Origin of the sequence: Microbispora siamensis (genome assembly GCF_016863095.1) — a bacterium.
GTDB lineage: Bacteria > Actinomycetota > Actinomycetes > Streptosporangiales > Streptosporangiaceae > Microbispora > Microbispora siamensis.
The window spans coordinates 114,925-132,368 of sequence record NZ_BOOF01000010.1; the positions used below are offsets into that span (position 1 = coordinate 114,925).

Consider the following 17,444-nt stretch of genomic DNA (forward strand, 5'->3'; position numbering starts at 1 on the left):
GAACTTCAGTTGGACCTATTGTCCCGCCGGCGGCCAGGCTGGGAGCCATGACCGACATCCGCGACATCCTGGACGCCCGGCGGCTCGTCGCCCCGCACCTGCCCGAGACTCCCATGTGGTCCTATCCCGTGCTCGACGCGGCGGTCGGCGCCGAGGTCCACGTGAAGCACGAGAACGTCCAGCCGACCGGGGCGTTCAAGGTGCGCGGCGGCATCACGCTGCTGGCCCGCATGGCCGACCGCCGTCGCGGGGTCGTCACCTATTCGACCGGCAACCACGCCCAGTCCGTCGCGTACGCCTCCCACCTGTACGGCGTGCCCTGCGCCGTCCTGATGCCGGAGAACCCGAACCCCGCCAAGGTCGCCGCGGTCGAGGCGCTCGGGGCGGCCGTCGAGGTCCGGGGCGCGACGATGGTGGAGGCCGCCGGGCACGCGCGCGACCTCGCCGAGCGCACGGGACGCAGGCTGATCAGCCCGGCCGACGAGCCGGACATCCTGGCCGGGGTGGGCACGCTCTACGTCGAGATGTTCACCGCCAGGCCGGACCTGGAGGCGGTGTTCGTGCCGGTGGGCAGCGGCAGCGGAGCCGCCGCCGCGTGCCTCGTCGCCGCCGCGCTCACGCCGGGCTGCCGGGTGATCGCCGTCCAGTCGGCCCAGGCTCCGGCCGCGCACGACTCCTGGCGACTGCGGGAACCGGTGACCCGGCCCGTGAAGACCGTCGTGGAGGGGCTCGCCACCGGCTCCGCGTTCGCGCTCCCGCAGGCCGTGATGCGGGAGGGCCTGGCCGACTTCGTGCTGGTGGACGACGACGACATCCTGCGGGCCCAGCGGCTGCTGCTCACCGAGGCCCACACGCTGGCCGAGGGAGCGGGGGCCGCCGCGCTCGCGGGGCTGCTGGCCCGTCGGGAGGAGTTCGCCGGGCGGAAGGTGGCCGTGGTCTGCACGGGCGGCAACGCCGGCCCGGCCGAGCTCGCCCGCCTTCTGGTCGCGATGAATTAGACGACCGACCGATCGGTCGTATAGTTTGCAGGGGTGACAGAAGACGGCCGGCGGCTACGCGGGTTGCGCAGCCGCGAGACGATCCTCCGGCAGGCGGTGGAGCTGTCCTCCGTCGAAGGGCTCGACGGGCTCTCCCTGGGGCGGCTGGCGACGGCGACCGGCGTCAGCAAATCCGGGCTGTTCGCGCACTGGCGCGACAAGGAGCAACTGCAGCTCGACGCCGTGGAGTGGGCCGTCCGGCAGTGGACCGAGCAGGTGGTGGGGCCCGCTCTGCGCGCCCCCGCGGGCGTACGTCGCCTGTTCGCGCTGCACGAGGCGCGGCTGGCCTTCTACGGCGACGGCGTGCTGCCCGGCGGGTGTTTCTTCTTCGCCGTGCAGGCCGAGTTCGACGACCGTCCCGGAGCCGTCCGCGACCGGCTCTCGCGGTCCATGCGCGAGTGGCAGGGGCTCATCCGCCGGCTGGTCGCGGAGGCCGTGACGCTGGGCGAACTGGCCGACGGCGTCGATCCGGCCCAGCTGGCCTACGAGATCGACGCGCTCGGCGAGATGGTGATCGTCCATTCCCGGTTGCACGACGGGGCGCAGGCCCTCGTCCATGCCCGCCGTGCCGTGCTCGCGCGCCTGCGTGCGCTCTGCCCCGACCCCGCACTTCTCCCGGAGGATTGACATGACCGCAGGTGGCGTCCACGAGACCGTCCAGGTGCACTTCGACGACCTCGACGCGATGGGGCTGCTGCACAACTCGCGTTACGCCGTGCTGGTCGAGCGGGCGATCGGCGCGTTCTGGCATCGGCTCGGCTGGGCGGCCGACCCCGCCCGGTCGGCGTTCAGGGACGTGCTCATGGCCGTACGCGAGTTCAAGGTGACCTACCACGTGCCCATCGCGGAGCCGGGCGAGCAGTCGGTGCACTTCTGGCTGGAGCGGATGGGACGCACCAGCGGGGTCTACGGTTTTCGCGTGCTGTCCGCGGACCGCGCCACCGTGCACGCCGAGGGCTACCGCGTCAACGTCAACCTGGATCCGGCCACTTTCCGTCCGACGCCGTTCAGCGAAGAGATCCGCGAGGCCGCCGCGCCTCTGTTGCTCACGGCGCTCGCGGCGCTCCCGGAGGCGGCGCCGTGCTGAGGAGGCGCTGAATCGCCGGGCGGCGGCGCACCAGGGGCTCAGGGGCCGATGTCCTGGCGGGTGGCCTCCTCGACCTCGTGCAGGCTCTGCCGGGTCAGTTCGAGTTCCGAGGTCAGCTCGTCGAGTGCCCGGGCGCCGCCGCCCGCGCCGTCGGAGGTCGCCGTTATGGCGGAGATCTCGACGGCCCGCGCGACCAGGCCCTCCAGGCTGATGGCGCCCGACTGCAGCCGGGCCAGCACCCGCTCCCGCGCGCCCGACAACCTGTCGTACACCTCGCGCTGCGCGTCCAGCGCGGCGATCGACCGGTCGAGCTCGCCCGCGACCTCCTGCCGGGCCGTCTGCCGCGCCTGCGTGAGCCGTACGTGCTCCTGCTCCAGGAACCGGGGATCGAAGCGGGCCAGCGCCGCGCCGGTGACGGACGCGTGCCCGGCCAGCCGGCGCAGCGTGCCGACGGTGTCGTCCACCTGCGGGCGCATGGCCGCGATCCGGTCGAGCAGGAGCTGCCCGCGCATGGAGGCGGTCAGGTCGGCGAACGACGCGGCGGCCCGCTCCGCCCGCCGCAGCCACGCCTCCTCGGCGCTCCCCTTCGCGACCGGCGGAGCCTGCGGTTCCGTACGGCTCTCGCCTCCGGTGGACTGCCACGCGGAGGCGAACGCCTTGATGAGCCAGACCGCGACCCCGGCGACGGGCACCCCCACAGGAGGGACGCCGACCGCCCAGGCCGCGCCCGCGGCGGTGGCGCCCAGAAGCAGCGCCCAGGGGTCGCGGAGTTCCTCGGTGAAGCGGGACAAGGGGGGCTCCCAGGTCGGACGGTGGGGTCGGTCAGAAGTTGGAGATGACGGCGGTGAACACCTCGTCGATGCTTCCCGGCTTGCGCGAATCGTAGGCCGCGGCGTCCGTGGTCTGCGAGATGCGCCGCAGGACGTTGAGGTCGGCGTCGCCGCCGTACGCGATGGTGAACATCCGCACGGTCTCCTGCCCGGCCTCCTTGCGCAGGTCGGGCAGCAGGTTCTCGAGCGAGATGGAGTTGTTGTCCTCGTTCTTGCCGTCCGTCAGGAACACGACCGCGTTGATCGCGTCGCCGCTCTGGTGCCGCAGCACGTACTGGTAGGACGCGAGGGCCGTGTCGTACAACCCCGTGCCGCCGTTGGGGATCAGGCCGTTGATGCGGCTCTTGAGCCGCGACTGGTTGTTCCTGCCCAGGGGGACGAGCTCGCGGTAGTCCTTGTCGCCGTCCTGCTTGAGGCTGAACATCCACAGGCCGACGCGGTCGTTCGGGCCGAACTGCGGCAGCGCGTTGATCGCGGCCTGCTTGGCGAGGTCGAGCTTGGTCTTGCCGGTGCCCTTGACGTCGGCGCCCATCGAGCCGGAGACGTCCATCACCATCAGCACGTTGGCGGGCTTGCGCAACTCGGCCCAGCTCTTGAGGATCCGGTCCAGCACCTGCGGAGTCGGGGTGCTGAGCGTGGTCGCCGGCTGCTTGGGGTCGAGGCCGTTGGCGGTCGTGATGAGGTCGCCCGGCTTGCTGTCGAACGACCGGAAGGCGTACTTCTCGAACTCCCGCTGCCGATCGGGCTCCCGCAGGTACTTCAGGAAGTCCGCCGCCGCGGCCTTCTTCGCGGCGTCCGCCCAGGACAGCACGGCGTACGGGTGGTCGGAGAAGAGCGTGCCCTCCTTGGGATAGATCGCCACCAGCGGCACCTTCGGCTTGGCGTGGTCGCCGAGCGTCTTGGGGTCGCCCGTCGGGTTGCCCTGGTTGTAGTCCCACACCGACTTCTCCTCCACCGTCACGGCGGAGATGTACGACATGGCCGTCCCCGAGTCGTCGGCGTGCTGGAGGTTGGACAGGAAGGTGAGAGTGGTGTCGCCGTAGTGGACGATCGACCGCTCGACCCCCTTGACGAAGTCACGCGTCCTGGGCGCAGCGACGTCCCGTTCCGTCAGGTCGCCCGACAGCCCCGTGGCCGCGAAGTACGCTCCGACGGTCGCGTTGAGGCCGGAAGTGGAGAAGTTCGGGTTCGTCTTGCCGAGACGGAACTTGCCCCACTCCGGGTGGTCGTACTTCGCCCAGCCCTTGGGGTCGTTGGCGAGGTCCAGGATGTCCGACCAGCCGATCTTCTTGGACGGCCAGCCGAGCGCCTGGGCCATCGGCTTGGGCATCGCGATGACCAGCGGAGACGTGGCGATCGTCGGGTTGTCCGCGGACACCGGCGACGCCTGGTCGCCGCCCTCGACGCGCTGCCGCAGGAGGGTGACCCAGCCGGTGCTCGCCGGCGTCCAGACGTCCGGCTTCGGACCGTCCTGCCGCTCGTCCCAGCCGCGTGCCAGGGCCTGCATCGCCCCGCCGGACGCCTTGGAGTTCACGACGACGTCCACGCACTGCCCGTCCACCTTGTGGCCGTTGTAGCCGTTGGCCATCGTGCGCAGCAGTTCGGCCTTCTCGCTCGATGCGGCGATGGTCAGCGTGATCCCGTCGTCGCCGCAGGCGCGTCTGCTCGCGTTCCCGCCCTCGTTGTCACCGCCGTTCCCGCCGCCGCCCGAGACCCCGCCGAACAGCAGCTTCAGCCCGACGATGAGCGCTCCCGCGAAGATGACCGCGATGACGAACGGAGCCACGCTGCGGCGGCGCTTCTGCTGCGGTGGGGGGTACACGGTCTCCTCCATTGCCACGGGATACCTGCATTTATCCCGACGAACGGCGGATCACGTTAGTTGCCGATCATCTCGTCCTGCTAACGCCCCAGCCCCGTTCCCACGCCCATCCACAGAACCGACCCAGAGTAAAAGTGCCATCCCGGCGACGCGCCTCGGCTCGGGCGGAAGTCGTCGCCGGGAAGGCCGGTCGCCGAGGGGCGGTCAGGGCGAGATGCGGCGGTGGACGAGCTCGACCAGGGTCGCGTGCACGTCCTCGACCGGCTGGTCGGGGCGCAGCGCGCGCCGCTCGATGGCGACGGTGAGCACCATGCCGAAGACGGCCGTGGCGGCGGTGCCGGTGTCGAACCCGGGGCGCAGCTCGCCGGCCTCCACCGCGTCCGCGAGGACCCGCTCGTACACCGCGAGCACGCTCGTACGCAGCCGCAGGACGGCGTCCTGCCACGCCGCCCGCCACAGCTCGGCCAGCAGCACCCGGGCGAACGGCCCGTACTCGTCGAAGAAGCGGAGCTGGGCGAGCATGAGCGCGTCGAGCACGGCGACCGGTGACGTGGCGGGGCCGCGCGCGGCCTCGGCGAGGGCGCCGGCGAGCCGTTCGATGCCGTGGTCGAGCAGGCCGGCGAACAGCGCCTCCTTGCTGCCGAAGTTGTAGAAGACGGTGCCCTTGGCCACCCCGGCGCGTTCGGCGATCGCGTCGACGGTCGTGGCGGCGAAGCCCTGCTCGGCGATGAGGTCGGCCGCGGCCCGGTACAGCCGCTGCCGCGTCTCGGCCCGCCTGCCGCCCTGCTCCTTCGCCGGACCGTCGGCCGGGCGGCTCACAGCGACAGCTCCGGCTTGAGGCGGCGCATCGACCACGTACGGCCGCGGTGGACGGCGAGCACGGTGAGCGCGAGACCGAGGGCGACGAACGCGGACAGCACGCCGCAAGCCTGCCACACCACGGCGGTGTCGCCACCGCTGATGAGGCGGCGCATCGCCGACACCACCCAGCTCATCGGCAGCCACGGCGAGATGGCCTGGAAGAACCCGGGGGAGGTCTCGATCGGATAGGTGCCCGCCGACGAGGTGAGCTGCAGCATGAGCAGCGCCAGCACCGCCACCCGTCCGGGCGGTCCGAGCAGCGCGTTGACCGCCTGCACGATGGCGAGGAACGCCGCCGCGACCAGCACGAGGAAGGCCACCACGCCCGGCCAGTTCGCCGCCTCCAGGCCCAGGCCGAAGCGCAGCACGGCGAGCAGCACCGCCACCTGGAGCGTCCCCATCGCGAGCCCCGGCAGCCAGCCCGCGAGGGCCGTGCGCCACGCCGGCGCCGACCCGGCGAGCAGGCGCGGGTTGACCGGCCGCAGCACCATGTACGTCACCATCGCGCCGACCCACAAGGCGAGCGGCACGAAGAACGGCGCAAATCCGGTCCCGTAGTTGGGCACCTCGTTGTCCACCTCGGTGGCGAGCCGGACGGGGTCGCTCATCATGTCCGTACGGCTGTCGCGCTCCTGCGTGCCGTAGTCGGGGATCTGGGCGGCCCCGTCGCCGAGCTTGCCGGCCAGCTCGCCCGAGCCGTCGGTCAGTTTGACCAGCCCGGAGTCGAGCTTGCCTGCGCCCCGCTCCAGCTTGCCGATGCCGTTGTCGAGCTTGCCCGCACCGGAGGCGAGCGAGGCGAGGCCGGTGTTGAGACTGCTCGCTCCGTTGTCGAGCCTGGCCAGGCCGGTGGACAGGCTCGACGCACCGCCGTTCAGCGTGCCGAGGCCGCGGGACAGTGAGGTGGCCCCGCTCAGCGCCTTGCCCGTGCCGTCGCGGAGGCCGGAGGCTCCGTCGGCCAGTTGCCTGAGCCCCTTGTCGAGCTGGTTGAACTTGTCGCGGGCGTCGTCCAGCGCGCTGCCGAGGCCGGGTGCGGCGGCGGCGAGCTCGCGGGCGTCGTCCGCCACCGCCCGTGCCGTACCGGCGAGGTCGTCGAGCCTGCCCGCCTGGGTACCGAGGCGGTTCTGCAGCCGTCCGGCGGCCGACGCGAGGTCGCCCGCCGACCCGGCGGCCCGCTCGACCAGCGCGCGCAGCTCGGGATCGGCGTCGGGATGGGTGTTCAGCCAGCGCTGGACGGCGCGCAGGTCCTGCCTGGCCGTGCCGGCCGAGCCCTGCACCTCCTGCGGCAGGCCGTCGAGCGCGTCGGCGAAGCCGTCGGCGCCCTTCGCGAGGGTGAGCGCGGCCTGCCGGATGCGGTCGCCGTTCTTCTCCAGCACGGGGACGTATTCGTCGGCCGCCCGGTTGACCGTGGGAGACAGGGTGTGGACCTGGCGGTAGACCTCGCGGTTGCCCTCGGCCAGTTTGGCCGCCCCCTTGTCGAGCGCGGACAGGCCCTTGCGCAGGTCGGCCGCGCCCGCGGCCGCCTTCGACAGGCCGGAGGACAGGGCGGCCGAGCCGGTCCTGGCCTGGTGCAGTCCGTTCGTCAGCTGCTTCGACCCGCTGTACAGGGCGTCGGCTCCGGACGACAGCTTGCCGGTCGCGTTCTGCGCGGACCCGAGCCCCTTGGCCAGCGAGGCGGCGCCGTCGCTCGCGGCGGCGGCTCCGTCGTGCAACCGGTCGGCGCCGTCGGCCGCCTGGGCGGTCTTGTCGTGCAGTTCGCCGAAGGACAGGAAGATCTGGTCCAGGTAGTCCTTGACCGCGCTGCGCCCGGCCGCCTCCTTGACCTCCCGGAACACGGCGTCCGAGATCGTGCGCATGATGTAGCTGCGCCCGGTGTCCACCCGTACGCCGAGCTGGGCCGGGCGCGGCGTGCCGTCGCCGGACGGTGAGGCGAGGTCGGCGCTGAAGTCGGCCGGGATCGTGAGCGACAGGTAGTAACGGCCCTCGCGGACGCCCCTGTCGGCCTCGGCCGCGTCGACCCGGTGCCAGGCGAAGACCTTGCGGTTCTCCAGTTCGGAGGCGAGTTCACGGCCCGCGTCCACCGTGCTCGGCGGGCCTCCCGCGGCGCCGGCTGCGGTGGCGGGACGGTCCTCCACGACGAGGGCCACCGGTACGCGGCTCAGGTTCCCCTGGGGATCCCAGAACGACCACAGGTAGAGCCCGGCGTACAGCAGGGGCAGCATGATCACGGCGACCAGCGCGGCCCTGGTGAGCCGCGAGCGCATGAACCTGCGCAGTTCGAGCCGGCCGGGGAGGGGCGCCTTCATCGCCGCTCTCCTTCCTCGGTCTCATCGGCGTGCGCCGCCCCGGTGTCGTCTCCCGGGTCGTCTCCGATGACGGGCGGCGGGGGAGGCGGGGGAGCGGGGACGGGCAGCGGCAGCAGCGTGGTGGCCACGCCGGTCGCCTCCTCGGCATCGGTGCACGCCGCGACGATGGTGAGCCCCTGGTCGGCGAGGCCGCGCAGGATGTCCCACATTTCGTGCCGCCTGCCGGCGGGGATGCCGGTGTCGGCCTCGTCCACGAGGAGCAGGCCCGGCTGGTCGAGGAGGGCGAGCGCGACGCCCAGCCGCACCGCCTGGTCCCGGGTGAGTTCCCTGGTCAGGGTCCGATCGCCGTGTGGTAGCGCGTCCGGGTCGAGGCCGGCGTGGGCGAGCGCCGACCGCGCGGCGTCCGGGTGCCGCCTGCGCCACAGGAACCCGTGCGGGCGCAGCCGCTCCTGCAGGTGCTCCCGTACGGACAGGGCGTCGTCGAACGGGTTCACCTCCGTGAAGAGCCCGAGTGCGGCGATCTGCCTGATCCTGCGGGGCGTCGCCAGGCCGCCGACGGTGAGCGTCCCCTCGGTGGGCTTCATCCGTCCCGCGAGGGTGAGCAGCAGGCTCGTACGGCCGCTGCCCGCCTCGCCCGTGACGACGGTGAGCGTTCCGGGGGCCGCGTGCAGGGAGACGTGCCGGTACACCCAGCCGTGACCACCCCGCACGCCCAGCCCTCGCGCCTCCACCTCGACGCCTTCGAACACGCCGGCCACGGGGCCGGACGGCTCGGCGGGAGTTCCGGCTGAGGGGGTGACGTCCCCGGCGGTTCGCCCGGTATCCACGTCTGTGCTCCGTTCTTTTGCACTGACCAGTCGGTGCAAAAGAATATCGCCGAGGGCTCCTCGCCCTATGCCCCGCCATGATGTGATTTCACCTACATGCGACGAGGCCCGGTCAGCGGTGACCGGGCCTCGTGGTTCGCGCTCAGCCGACGCTCAGCCGATGCGCTGCCAGAGCGCCGGCACGTTCGGGGGCTCCCAGCCGGCCTGCGCGGTGTGTCCCTGGAGGCAGCGATAGGTCGAGCCGCCGTAGGTGACCGTGTCGCCGGCCGCGTACGTCCGGCCGGCCTGCCAGGTCCCCCCGGGGCCGGTCGTCGGGCTGGCGGACGGGCTGCTGCTGGGCGGCGCGCCCTGGACGTTCAGCACGAAGTCGAACGTCGCCTCGAGGCCGGCGCCGTTGGTGCGGACGTTCATCAGCAGCCTGGCGTCGTAGATCGTGTCGGTGTTGTTGCGCGGCTCGCCGGGGAAGTACAGCTGCGTCGTGAGGATGGGCTTGTTGGGGGCCTGTGCCTTCACGTGGATGTGCCGCGTACGTCCCGGGTAGAGCCCGGGGACGATCGTGGTCAGCTTGTACGCGCCGTTGGCGTTGGTGTACTGGTGGCCGCGGAAGTTGAAGCCCACGTTGTCGTAGGCGCCGTTGGCGTCCGCCTGCCAGAAGTCCAGCAGCACGTTGGCGAGCGGCTGGCAGGAGAGCCCGAAGACGTAGCCGCTGACCGTCAGGGGAGTGCCGTTGCCCGGCAGCGTGGTGCGCTGCGGGGAGTTCGGCTTGAAGTACGGCCCCTCGATCTGCTCGACCGTCGGCTCATCGTCGTCGTCGCAGAACGGCGTGGGGAGCAGCGGCCCGCCGGTGACGGCGACGTCGCGGGCGAGCGAGGCATGGGCCGCCGTGCCCGCCAGGATCGACATCGGCGCGCCGATCAGCGCCGCCTTGAGCAGGGTCTTGCGGGTGATCCCGCCGGGCCTTTCCTCGTCTCCGAGGTCTACGGGTTCCATGGGATTCCTCCATGTGAGGGTCGAGGAGTGGAGGAGTCAGGACGACGGCCCCCCTCCGCGAGGTACGCCGCCCTGACTCCTCACCGGGCGTACGGCTTCCGCCCGGTCGGGAGACGTCGCCCCGCTGTGCGCGAGTCAGGCCGGGGCGACGTCGTGTGGTCAGACGGGCTGCCAGAGGGCCGGGACGTTGGGCGGCTCCCAGCCGGGCAGCGAGGTGTGCGACTGGAGGCAGCGGTAGGTCCTGCCCGCGTACGTCACCGTCTGGCCGGCGGTGTACGCGGTCCACTCCTTCCAGGTGGTGTCGCCCTGGTCGCCGCCGATGGTGAGGGAGAAGGAGGCCGAGTGGTCGGCGCTGCTCCCGTCGGCGTTGAGACCGATGGCGTACGTGCCCGGCGCCGCGCCCGCGGTCGTCGAGATCGTCACCTGGGACGACTGCCCCGCGGTGATGGTCTGCGGCGAGAACGACACCGACACCCCGGCGGGGACGCTCGACGCCGACAGCGTGACCTGCTGGGCGTTGCCCGAGCTGACCTGGGTGAACAGCGTCGTGGTCGTCGACTGGCCGGCCTGGACGGACGCCGAGGACGGGTTCACCGAGACGGTGTAGTCGTCCGTGGGCGCCGGGCCCTGCCCGACCGCGAGCTTCCACAGCACGTACGCGATGCCGTCGGCGTTGCGGTCCAGGGCCGTGGTGTTGACGTTGGACGGGTAGGTGTCGCACGCGGAGTGGTAGCAGCGGTCGAACGCCTGCCCGGCCGTGCCGCCCCACTTCTGCGCCTGGGCCGCCGACTTGACCGTCTCGGCGCCGGTGAAGACGCCGCCGACCCGTACGCCCGCGTTCTTGAACGGGGTGTGGTCGCTGCGGCCGTCGCCCTCGGTCTCGATCTCCGTCGGGACGTTCAGCGTGGCGTAGTAGTCGTTGAACAGCTTCTGGAGCGCGGGGTCGTCGTCGTAGACGAAGTATCCGGCGTTGGGCGAGGCGGTCATGTCGAAGTTGAGGTAGGTCTCCACTCCGGCGGCGCCGCCGTTCTGCACGTAGTACGTCGAGCCGCGCATGCCCAGCTCCTCGGCGCCCCACCAGGCGAACCGCACGTGCTTGGTGAGGGTGGGGTTGCGCGCGGCGAGGGTGAGCGCGACCTCAAGCAGCGAGGCCGAGCCGGACCCGTTGTCGTTGATGCCGGGGCCCGCCGCGACGCTGTCGAGATGACCGCCGAGCATGACGGTCGGGCTCGCCGGCCCGCCGGTCCAGTCGGCGATCAGGTTGGTGTGCGTCTGGCCGTTGTAGGTGAAGCTCTGCGTCCGCGTGCTGTATCCGGCGGCGTCGAGCTTGGCCTTCACGTAGTTCAGCGCGTTGGTGTACGCGCCGGACGGCGAGGGCCGGTTGCCGATCGACTGCAACTGCTGCAAGTGGGCGTTGATGTTCGCCACCGGGATGTCAGGCGTGGACGGGTCGGGGTTGCCGGACCCAACCGTGAGCGAGTAGGTCGCCTGCCTGTCGACGTCCGTGCCGTCCGCCACGATCGTGATCGGGTAGGCGCCCGCGGGCGTGCTCGCGGACGTGGCCAGCCTGAGCTGCGAGGTCTGCCCGGCGGTGACGGTGGCCGGGGTGAACGTCGCGGTGACGCCGGCGGGCAGGGCGCCGGTCCTCAGCGTGATCTGCTGGGCGCTGCCGGTGGTGACCGTCGTGCTCACCGTGGTGGTCACGGCCTGGCCCGCCTGCGTGCTGCCGGAGGCCGGGTTGACCGAGACGGAGAAGTCGTTGCCGCCCGGGTTCGCCGTGCAGGTCGGGTCGTTGGTCGCCGGGACGTTGACCGCGGTCCAGGCCGCCTTGACCGCGTTGAACTCCACGCAGCTGCCCGGGAACAGCGACTTGGCGGCGTTCAGCGTGTTCACCCGCGCCTTGGCGTGCGTACGCGGGAGGGTCTTGAGGTTCAGCGAGGCCAGGAAGATCATCCCGGCCTTCTGGATGCCGATGCCGGTCAGCGACGAGGGCCCGCTGCAGACGGGGCTGCTCGGCTTGCCGCCGCCGGGGTTGGTGCCCTCGGCGAGCAGGTAGAACCAGTGGTTCTGCGGGCCGGCCGCCGAGTGGACCTCGGTGTTCGGGATCGAGGCGCTGTAGCAGTCCGGGTCGCCGTTGGTCGAGGGCCGGTACATGTACCGGATCGGCCCGCCGCCCACCAGGTTGACCTCTTCGCCGACCTGGTAGTCCGGGGGGTCGTTCGGGTTGTTCGCGTACGCCTCGGTCAGCGCGCCGAAGATGTCGCCGGTCGACTCGCCCATGCCGCCGGCCTCGTTGCCGCTGCCGGCGCCGCTGCCCGTGTACTGGTCGATGGCGTGGCCGAACTCGTGGCCGACCACGTCCATCGAGGTCGCCTGCTGGTTGTTGGCCTGGTTGTGCCCGAACGAGGTGGAGCTGCCGTCCCAGTAGGCGTTGACGTCGTTGAGGCCCACCTTGACGGGGAACCCGCCGCCCGAGCCGTTGATGCCGCTGCGCCCGAGCCAGTCACGGAGCATGTTCCACTCGGTCTGCACCGCGTAGAGCGCGTCGACGCACGCGGTTTCGAGGCTGGTGCCCGAGGCGTTGCCCCAGTCGTCGTCCGGCCCGGTGTAGGCGCCGCCGCTCTGGCCGCCGCAGCGGATACCTGGACGGGTGGTGTCGGTCATCGAGTAGTTGCCGGCCGACCCGGAGGTCTGGATCGTCACCGGGTTGCCGTTGTAGTAGCTGTGCCCGACGCCGGCCTTGACGTCGTCGTAGGAGTCGAGCACCTTGCCGGTGACGGCGTCGACGAAGACGTGCAGGACGCTCGGGACGTCGCCCTTCTTCTTGCCGGTGACCACCGTCTCCCACGCCAGCCTGGGCGTGTCGAGGGCGGCGTCCACGAGGAGCGTGGGCGTGCCGACGGACTCGACCGAGGCCAGCAGGCCGCGCGCCTTCGCGGCCGCCTGGGCTTCGGTCACGCGGGGCACCTCGGAGACGTTCAACTCGGTGCGCTGACCCGTGGTGACGACCTGCACCGTCTGTCCGGACGCGTCGGTGGAGACGATGACGTCGCCGCCGTGGACGGGCAGGCCCGCATGGGTGCGGGCGTAGGTCAGGTAGCGCAGCCCGCCCGCGCCGGTGACGGTGCGGGCGAGCGTGAACTCGTCCGAGGGCGCGGTGTGCAGCGCCTGCGCCGAAGCGGCCAGAGCGCTCGCCGCGCTGGCGAGTGCGCGCGCCTGGGGGCCGGGTGGGGCCGGGGCGCTCGACGCGGAAGCCGGCGTGATGGCCGTTCCCGCGAGGGATGACGAGGTCAGGGCTACCGCCGTCAGTACGGCCAGCGCCGCTGACCTTGCAGGGGGTCTCACTCCTGGTGACTCCTGTCCCTTGGGGGTTGAGGGGAGGAGCCCGGCCGGGGCTGAGACACACCGTGACATCGACGACGGAGGGCGGGTAACCCCGCACCTTCCTATACGGTCGCGCTATAGGGGGCCGGCTAGGGCTGGGCAAGAGGCCCGTGACGCCCGAGCCAGTCCTGGTAGACCGCCGACTTCTCCGCGTCGGCCCAGTACGCCCGGCGCACCGCCGCCACGAGTTCGGAGATGTGCGGATCGACGGGACCGGCCTCGGTCCAGCCGATCAGGTGGCGGAAGCTGAGCGGGGTCCCGGCCAGCGGGCGGATCGCGATGCCCGGGTAGCCGCGGCTGGTGGCCTGGAACATCCCGACGCAGCGGGACGCGGCGATCAGGTCCACCGCCACGCTGAGGGTGGCCTCGCAGCCGATCTTCGGCACGAACCCCGCCCGTGCGCAGGCCTCGCCGAAATGCTCGCGGTGGCCGACCTCGATCATTACCGGCAGCGACCACTCCTCCTCGGCGAGGTCGGCCAGGTCGATCTCCTGCCGGGCGGCCAGGGGATGCGACTCGGCGATGCCGACGAAGATCGGCTCCCAGGCGACCGGCGCGTACCCGACACCGGCGGGCGGTGTGAGCGGGAGACCTGGGTAATCGGCGAGCGTCGCCAGCTCCAGCCGCCGCGAGCGCAACAGGCTCGGCAGCACGTCCATCGCCTCCTCCGTCCGCAGCGTGACCTCGGCGTCCGGCAGCAGCTCCCGGAGCGTCCCGATGATGTGCAGCGCGAGGTGGCTGGACATGCAGCCCACGCGCAGCACCCTGCGGCCGGCGAACCGCATGCCGTCACGACGCAGTTCCTCGAACGCGGGAAGCAGCGAGCGGGAGCGTGCCAGCACCCATTCGCCGAGAGGCGTGGGCGAGGCTCCCTCCCTGCCGCGCTCGAACAGCGGGCTGCCGAACATCGACTCGATGCGCCGAAGCTGAGCCGTCAGGGACGGCTGGGAGGTCTTCAGCGCGGCGGCGGCCTTGGAGATGCTCCCGTGGTCCGCGATGGCGCAGACCGCGCGCAGATGACGCACTTCTAGCTCCACGCCACGAGCGTAATAAGTAAAGAAACTTTGCAGTAGACCCCAATGACGGCTCGTCAGACCTGGTGGCCGCCGTGCGGGGGGGAGCGTGGCGGTCATCCGGCGCCGTCGCCCGCGCGAGTGGGGCGTTCCGCCCGCGTGTCCGTGTTTCATGAAAATTTCACCGCCGGGCACCGGGCGCATCGGCTCTCACCTGCTCGAATCGGCCGGCGTCCGGATGGAGCCGTCAACTGGGTGACACAGAGCATTGACCCGCGTTCCCGAGGTCCGTAATTTTGGCCGTGTTCCGGTTCATGGATGTTGTTCACATTCATGAATTCCCCCTTCGCGGGACCAGGAGTCACCCCCTCGGTCAGGGGTCCTGCACGACATGCAAGGAGCTCGGCTTTGAGAAGGAGTACCAGAACCGGAGTCGGGGTGATCGGCACCGTCGTCGGGGTCGCCGCCCTGGTCGGCGGCGTGTTCGTCGGCGTCTCCAACGCGGCGCCCAGTGCGGGGGCCTACCGGCTCGTGAACGGCGCGAGCGGCCTGTGCCTCACCGTTCCGGGCGGCAGCACCTCCGACGGCGTGCAGCTCACGGTTTCCAGTTGCAACGGCGCGAGCAACCAGACCTGGAACCTCTCGTCCCAGGGCAGCGGCTTCCGCCTGGCCGCCGGCAACAGCGGCAAGTGCGCCGGGGTCGCCGGGGCCTCCACCTCCGCGGGCAAGGCCGTCCAGCAGGAGTCGTGCACCGGAGCGTCCTCCCAGACCTGGGAGCTCATCGCCTCGGGCTCGAACTACCAGGTGGTCAACGTCAACAGCGACAAGTGCCTGAACACCAAGGACAACTCCACGTCCTCGGGCGCGCTGGTGCAGCAGAACTCCTGCGACTCGGTGTCCACCAAGCAGTGGTCGCTCCAGTCGGCCGGTTCCCAGCCGTCGTCCACCCCCACCGTCAGCCCCACCGTCACGCCGACGAGGAGCCCGTCGCCCACGCCGAGCACCAACCCGACGCTGCCGTCGGGCTGGCCCAGCGCGAACGGCTCGCAGGCGGTCACCAGCACGATCAGCGTCTCCGGCACCTTGGACGGCGGCCTGAAGCGCTACTACGCCAGCGGCGCCATGGGCGACGGCGGGCAGAGCGAGAGCCAGGACCCGATCTTCGAGCTGGCCAACGGCGCGACGCTCAAGAACGTGATCATCGGCTCGCCCGGCGCCGACGGTATTTACTGCCTGGGCAGCTGCACCCTGCAGAACGTCTGGTGGGAGGACGTCGGCGAGGACGCCGCCACCCTGCTGGGCAGCTCGTCGTCGCAGGTCATGACCATCGACGGCGGCGGCGCGAAGAGCGCGTCCGACAAGGTGTTCCAGCACAACGGCCCCGGCACCATGGTCATCAAGAACTTCCAGGTGGACAACTTCGGGAAGCTCTACCGCGCCTGCGGCAACTGCACGAACTCCTACCAGCGGCACGTCCAGATGTCGAACATCGTGGCGACCTACCCCGGCAAGGCGCTCGCCGGCATCAACACCAACTGGGGCGACACCGCGCGCTTCTCGAACATCACGATCAAGAACGACCCCAGCCACAAGATGATCGTGTGCCTGAAGTACAAGGGCGTGCCGAAGGGCAGCGAGCCGACGGAGATCGGTAGCGGCGCCGACGGGACGAACTGCATCTACAGCTCCTCCGACATCCACTACCAGTAAGCGCGCCGGCCGGCCCCCGAGATCCCCGGGGCCACGTGTGACGGCGGTGCGAGAAAGACGGAAGGCCCGGTGGTTCCCCCAGCCACCGGGCCTTCCCGCATGCGACGATCGGCGTCAGGCCGCGCCGTGCCAGCCGCCGTAGTCGGCGAGGAACAGGGCCTCGGTCGTGATGATCCGCTTCAGCTCGTCCAGCACCAGCCGCTCGTTGGGGGCGTGGATCGAGGCGCCGTCGTCCTCGGCGCCGTACAGCAGGATCTCGGCCTTGGGGAACTGCCGGGCGAGGGCCGCCACCAGCGGGATCGAGCCGCCCTGGCCGACCTGGCGCGGCGCGCGGCCGAAGGCGCGCTCCAGCGCCCGCTCCGCTGCGTTCATGGCCGGGCCGCCCGGCTCGATCTGGAAGCCCGAGCCGCTGACGAAGTCGCCGAAGGAGACCTTGACCCCCCACGGCGCGACCTTCTCCAGGAAGGCCGTCACGTCGTTGAGCGCCTGCCTGGCGTTGCCGCTCGCGGGGATGCGGATCGTGACGCGGGCCCGGGCGACCGCCTGAACCGCGTTGATCGCGCCGGTCACCGTCGGCACGTCCAGCCCGGTCACCGTGATCGCGTACGACGCCCAGAGCCGGTCGGCGAGCGAGCCGTCCCCGACCAGGGACACGCCGTCGAGCACCCCGGCGAGCGCGCGGAACTCCTCCTCGCCGAGAGCAGCCCCGGGGAAGGTCCCCGGTTCGAGGCCGGGCACCCGTACGTTCCCCTGGTCGTCGTGCAGGGCGGTCAGCATGCGCATGAGCGCGGCCAGTGCGTCGGGGGCGGCGCCGCCGAACGCGCCGCTGTGCACGGCCTCGTCGAGCGTGCGGACCTCCACGGTGAACGCGGCCATGCCGCGCAGCGACGTGGTGATCGCGGGGTCGCCCACCTCGGGGTTGCCCACGTCGGCGATGACCATGGCGTCGGCGCGCAGCAGGTCGGGGTTGGCCTCGACGAACGCCTCAAGGCGCTCGCCGGCGTACTCCTCCTGGCCCTCGATGATGACCTTCACGCCGACCGGGAACCGGCCGTCGAAGGCGCGCAGCGCGGCCACGTGGGTGATGACGCCGCTCTTGTCGTCGGCCGCGCCCCGGCCGTACATGATCCCGTCGACGACCGTGGGCTCGAACGGCGGGGTGCGCCACAGGGCGAGGTCGCCGGAGGGCTGCACGTCGTAGTGCGCGTAGAGCAGCACGGTCGGGGCCCCGTCAGGGGCGGGCGCCTCGGCGAACACGGCGGGGAAGCTGCCCTCGATGGGGATCTGCCGGACGTGCGGGAGGCCGGCGGCGCGCAGCAGCCGCTCCACGAGTGCCGCGGCCTCCAGGACCGGGGCCTCGGAGTGGCCGGGGAACGCGACGGACGGGATGGCGACCAGGCGCCTGAGGTCCTCGACCGTCTGCGGCATGCCCTCCTCGACGGCGCGCTCGATCTCCTCTGGTGTCACGGTGTTCTCCCGGATGTACGCGGATCTTCCCGGCTGGGTGGACCCCATTTGACCACAGGTCCGGCGGACCCATCTCCCACGTCTGCGCGGCTTCAATCTACCGTGACGGATTT

Annotated in this window: 13 protein-coding genes; 4 read left to right on the forward strand and 9 right to left on the reverse strand. The window is 71.5% G+C overall.

What is annotated here, in order from left to right:
• Window positions 1-47 precede the first annotated feature (47 nt).
• The 3 genes from Msi02_RS11760 to Msi02_RS11770 are packed head-to-tail and all read left to right on the forward strand — an operon-like array spanning window position 48 to window position 2,124.
• Entirely contained in the window at window positions 48-998 is a 951-nt protein-coding gene (locus tag Msi02_RS11760) for a threonine ammonia-lyase (RefSeq protein ID WP_204048370.1), read from the forward strand.
• 33 nt (window positions 999-1,031) lie between these two features.
• Window positions 1,032-1,664 (forward strand): TetR/AcrR family transcriptional regulator, encoded by a 633-nt coding sequence (locus tag Msi02_RS11765; protein ID WP_079319062.1) that lies wholly within the window; start codon window positions 1,032-1,034, stop codon window positions 1,662-1,664.
• Between the two features lies 1 nt (window position 1,665).
• A complete protein-coding gene (locus Msi02_RS11770; protein WP_204048371.1) occupies window positions 1,666-2,124 on the forward strand; it encodes an acyl-CoA thioesterase in 459 nt (152 codons plus the stop codon).
• Window positions 2,125-2,162: 38 nt separating this feature from the next.
• Here Msi02_RS11770 and Msi02_RS11775 read toward each other — a convergent pair whose 3' ends face one another.
• The 8 genes from Msi02_RS11775 to Msi02_RS11810 form a co-directional block, all read right to left on the reverse strand.
• Window positions 2,163-2,915 carry a hypothetical protein gene (locus Msi02_RS11775; RefSeq protein WP_204048372.1) on the reverse strand — a complete coding sequence of 251 codons (753 nt, stop codon included), beginning with the start codon at window positions 2,913-2,915 and terminating at the stop codon, window positions 2,163-2,165.
• Window positions 2,916-2,946: 31 nt separating this feature from the next.
• A complete protein-coding gene (locus Msi02_RS11780; protein ID WP_204048373.1) occupies window positions 2,947-4,776 on the reverse strand; it encodes a substrate-binding and VWA domain-containing protein in 1,830 nt (609 codons plus the stop codon).
• Between the two features lie 204 nt (window positions 4,777-4,980).
• Entirely contained in the window at window positions 4,981-5,595 is a 615-nt protein-coding gene (locus tag Msi02_RS11785; RefSeq protein ID WP_204048374.1) for a TetR/AcrR family transcriptional regulator, read from the reverse strand.
• Window positions 5,592-7,940 (reverse strand): YhgE/Pip domain-containing protein, encoded by a 2,349-nt coding sequence (locus Msi02_RS11790; RefSeq protein ID WP_204048375.1) that lies wholly within the window; start codon window positions 7,938-7,940, stop codon window positions 5,592-5,594. The genes Msi02_RS11785 and Msi02_RS11790 overlap by 4 nt, the downstream gene beginning before the upstream one ends.
• Complete coding sequence (locus tag Msi02_RS11795) at window positions 7,937-8,767, reverse strand: ABC transporter ATP-binding protein (protein WP_204048376.1); 831 nt, start codon at window positions 8,765-8,767, stop codon at window positions 7,937-7,939. The genes Msi02_RS11790 and Msi02_RS11795 overlap by 4 nt, the downstream gene beginning before the upstream one ends.
• Before the next feature lie 153 nt (window positions 8,768-8,920).
• Window positions 8,921-9,757, reverse strand: a complete 837-nt coding sequence (locus Msi02_RS11800; RefSeq protein ID WP_204048377.1) for a dioxygenase family protein — start codon at window positions 9,755-9,757, stop codon at window positions 8,921-8,923.
• A 159-nt stretch (window positions 9,758-9,916) separates the two neighbouring features.
• Window positions 9,917-13,102 carry a M28 family peptidase gene (locus Msi02_RS11805; RefSeq protein ID WP_239108320.1) on the reverse strand — a complete coding sequence of 1,062 codons (3,186 nt, stop codon included), beginning with the start codon at window positions 13,100-13,102 and terminating at the stop codon, window positions 9,917-9,919.
• Window positions 13,103-13,230: 128 nt separating this feature from the next.
• The gene (locus Msi02_RS11810) at window positions 13,231-14,178 is read right to left on the reverse strand and encodes a LysR family transcriptional regulator (protein WP_239108321.1); all 948 of its coding nucleotides are present in this window, start codon (window positions 14,176-14,178) and stop codon (window positions 13,231-13,233) included.
• 384 nt (window positions 14,179-14,562) lie between these two features.
• Here Msi02_RS11810 and Msi02_RS11815 point away from each other — a divergent pair, with 384 nt between their 5' ends.
• Window positions 14,563-15,864: a pectate lyase gene (locus tag Msi02_RS11815; protein WP_239108322.1), complete on the forward strand. Its 1,302-nt coding sequence runs from the start codon at window positions 14,563-14,565 to the stop codon at window positions 15,862-15,864.
• A 114-nt stretch (window positions 15,865-15,978) separates the two neighbouring features.
• On the opposite strand, the gene Msi02_RS11820 is transcribed toward Msi02_RS11815, so the two are convergent.
• Window positions 15,979-17,331 (reverse strand): M20/M25/M40 family metallo-hydrolase, encoded by a 1,353-nt coding sequence (locus Msi02_RS11820; RefSeq protein WP_204048380.1) that lies wholly within the window; start codon window positions 17,329-17,331, stop codon window positions 15,979-15,981.
• Between the last annotated feature and the right edge of the window lie 113 nt (window positions 17,332-17,444).

Excerpts from the sequence above, each read along its gene's own strand:
- Msi02_RS11790 (WP_204048375.1), bottom strand. The coding sequence starts at position 7,940 with ATGAAGGCGCCCCTCCCCGGCCGGCTCGAACTGCGCAGGTTCATGCGC.
- Msi02_RS11770 (WP_204048371.1), top strand. The coding sequence starts at position 1,666 with ATGACCGCAGGTGGCGTCCACGAGACCGTCCAGGTGCACTTCGACGAC.
- Msi02_RS11760 (WP_204048370.1), top strand. The coding sequence starts at position 48 with ATGACCGACATCCGCGACATCCTGGACGCCCGGCGGCTCGTCGCCCCG.
- Msi02_RS11800 (WP_204048377.1), bottom strand. The coding sequence starts at position 9,757 with ATGGAACCCGTAGACCTCGGAGACGAGGAAAGGCCCGGCGGGATCACC.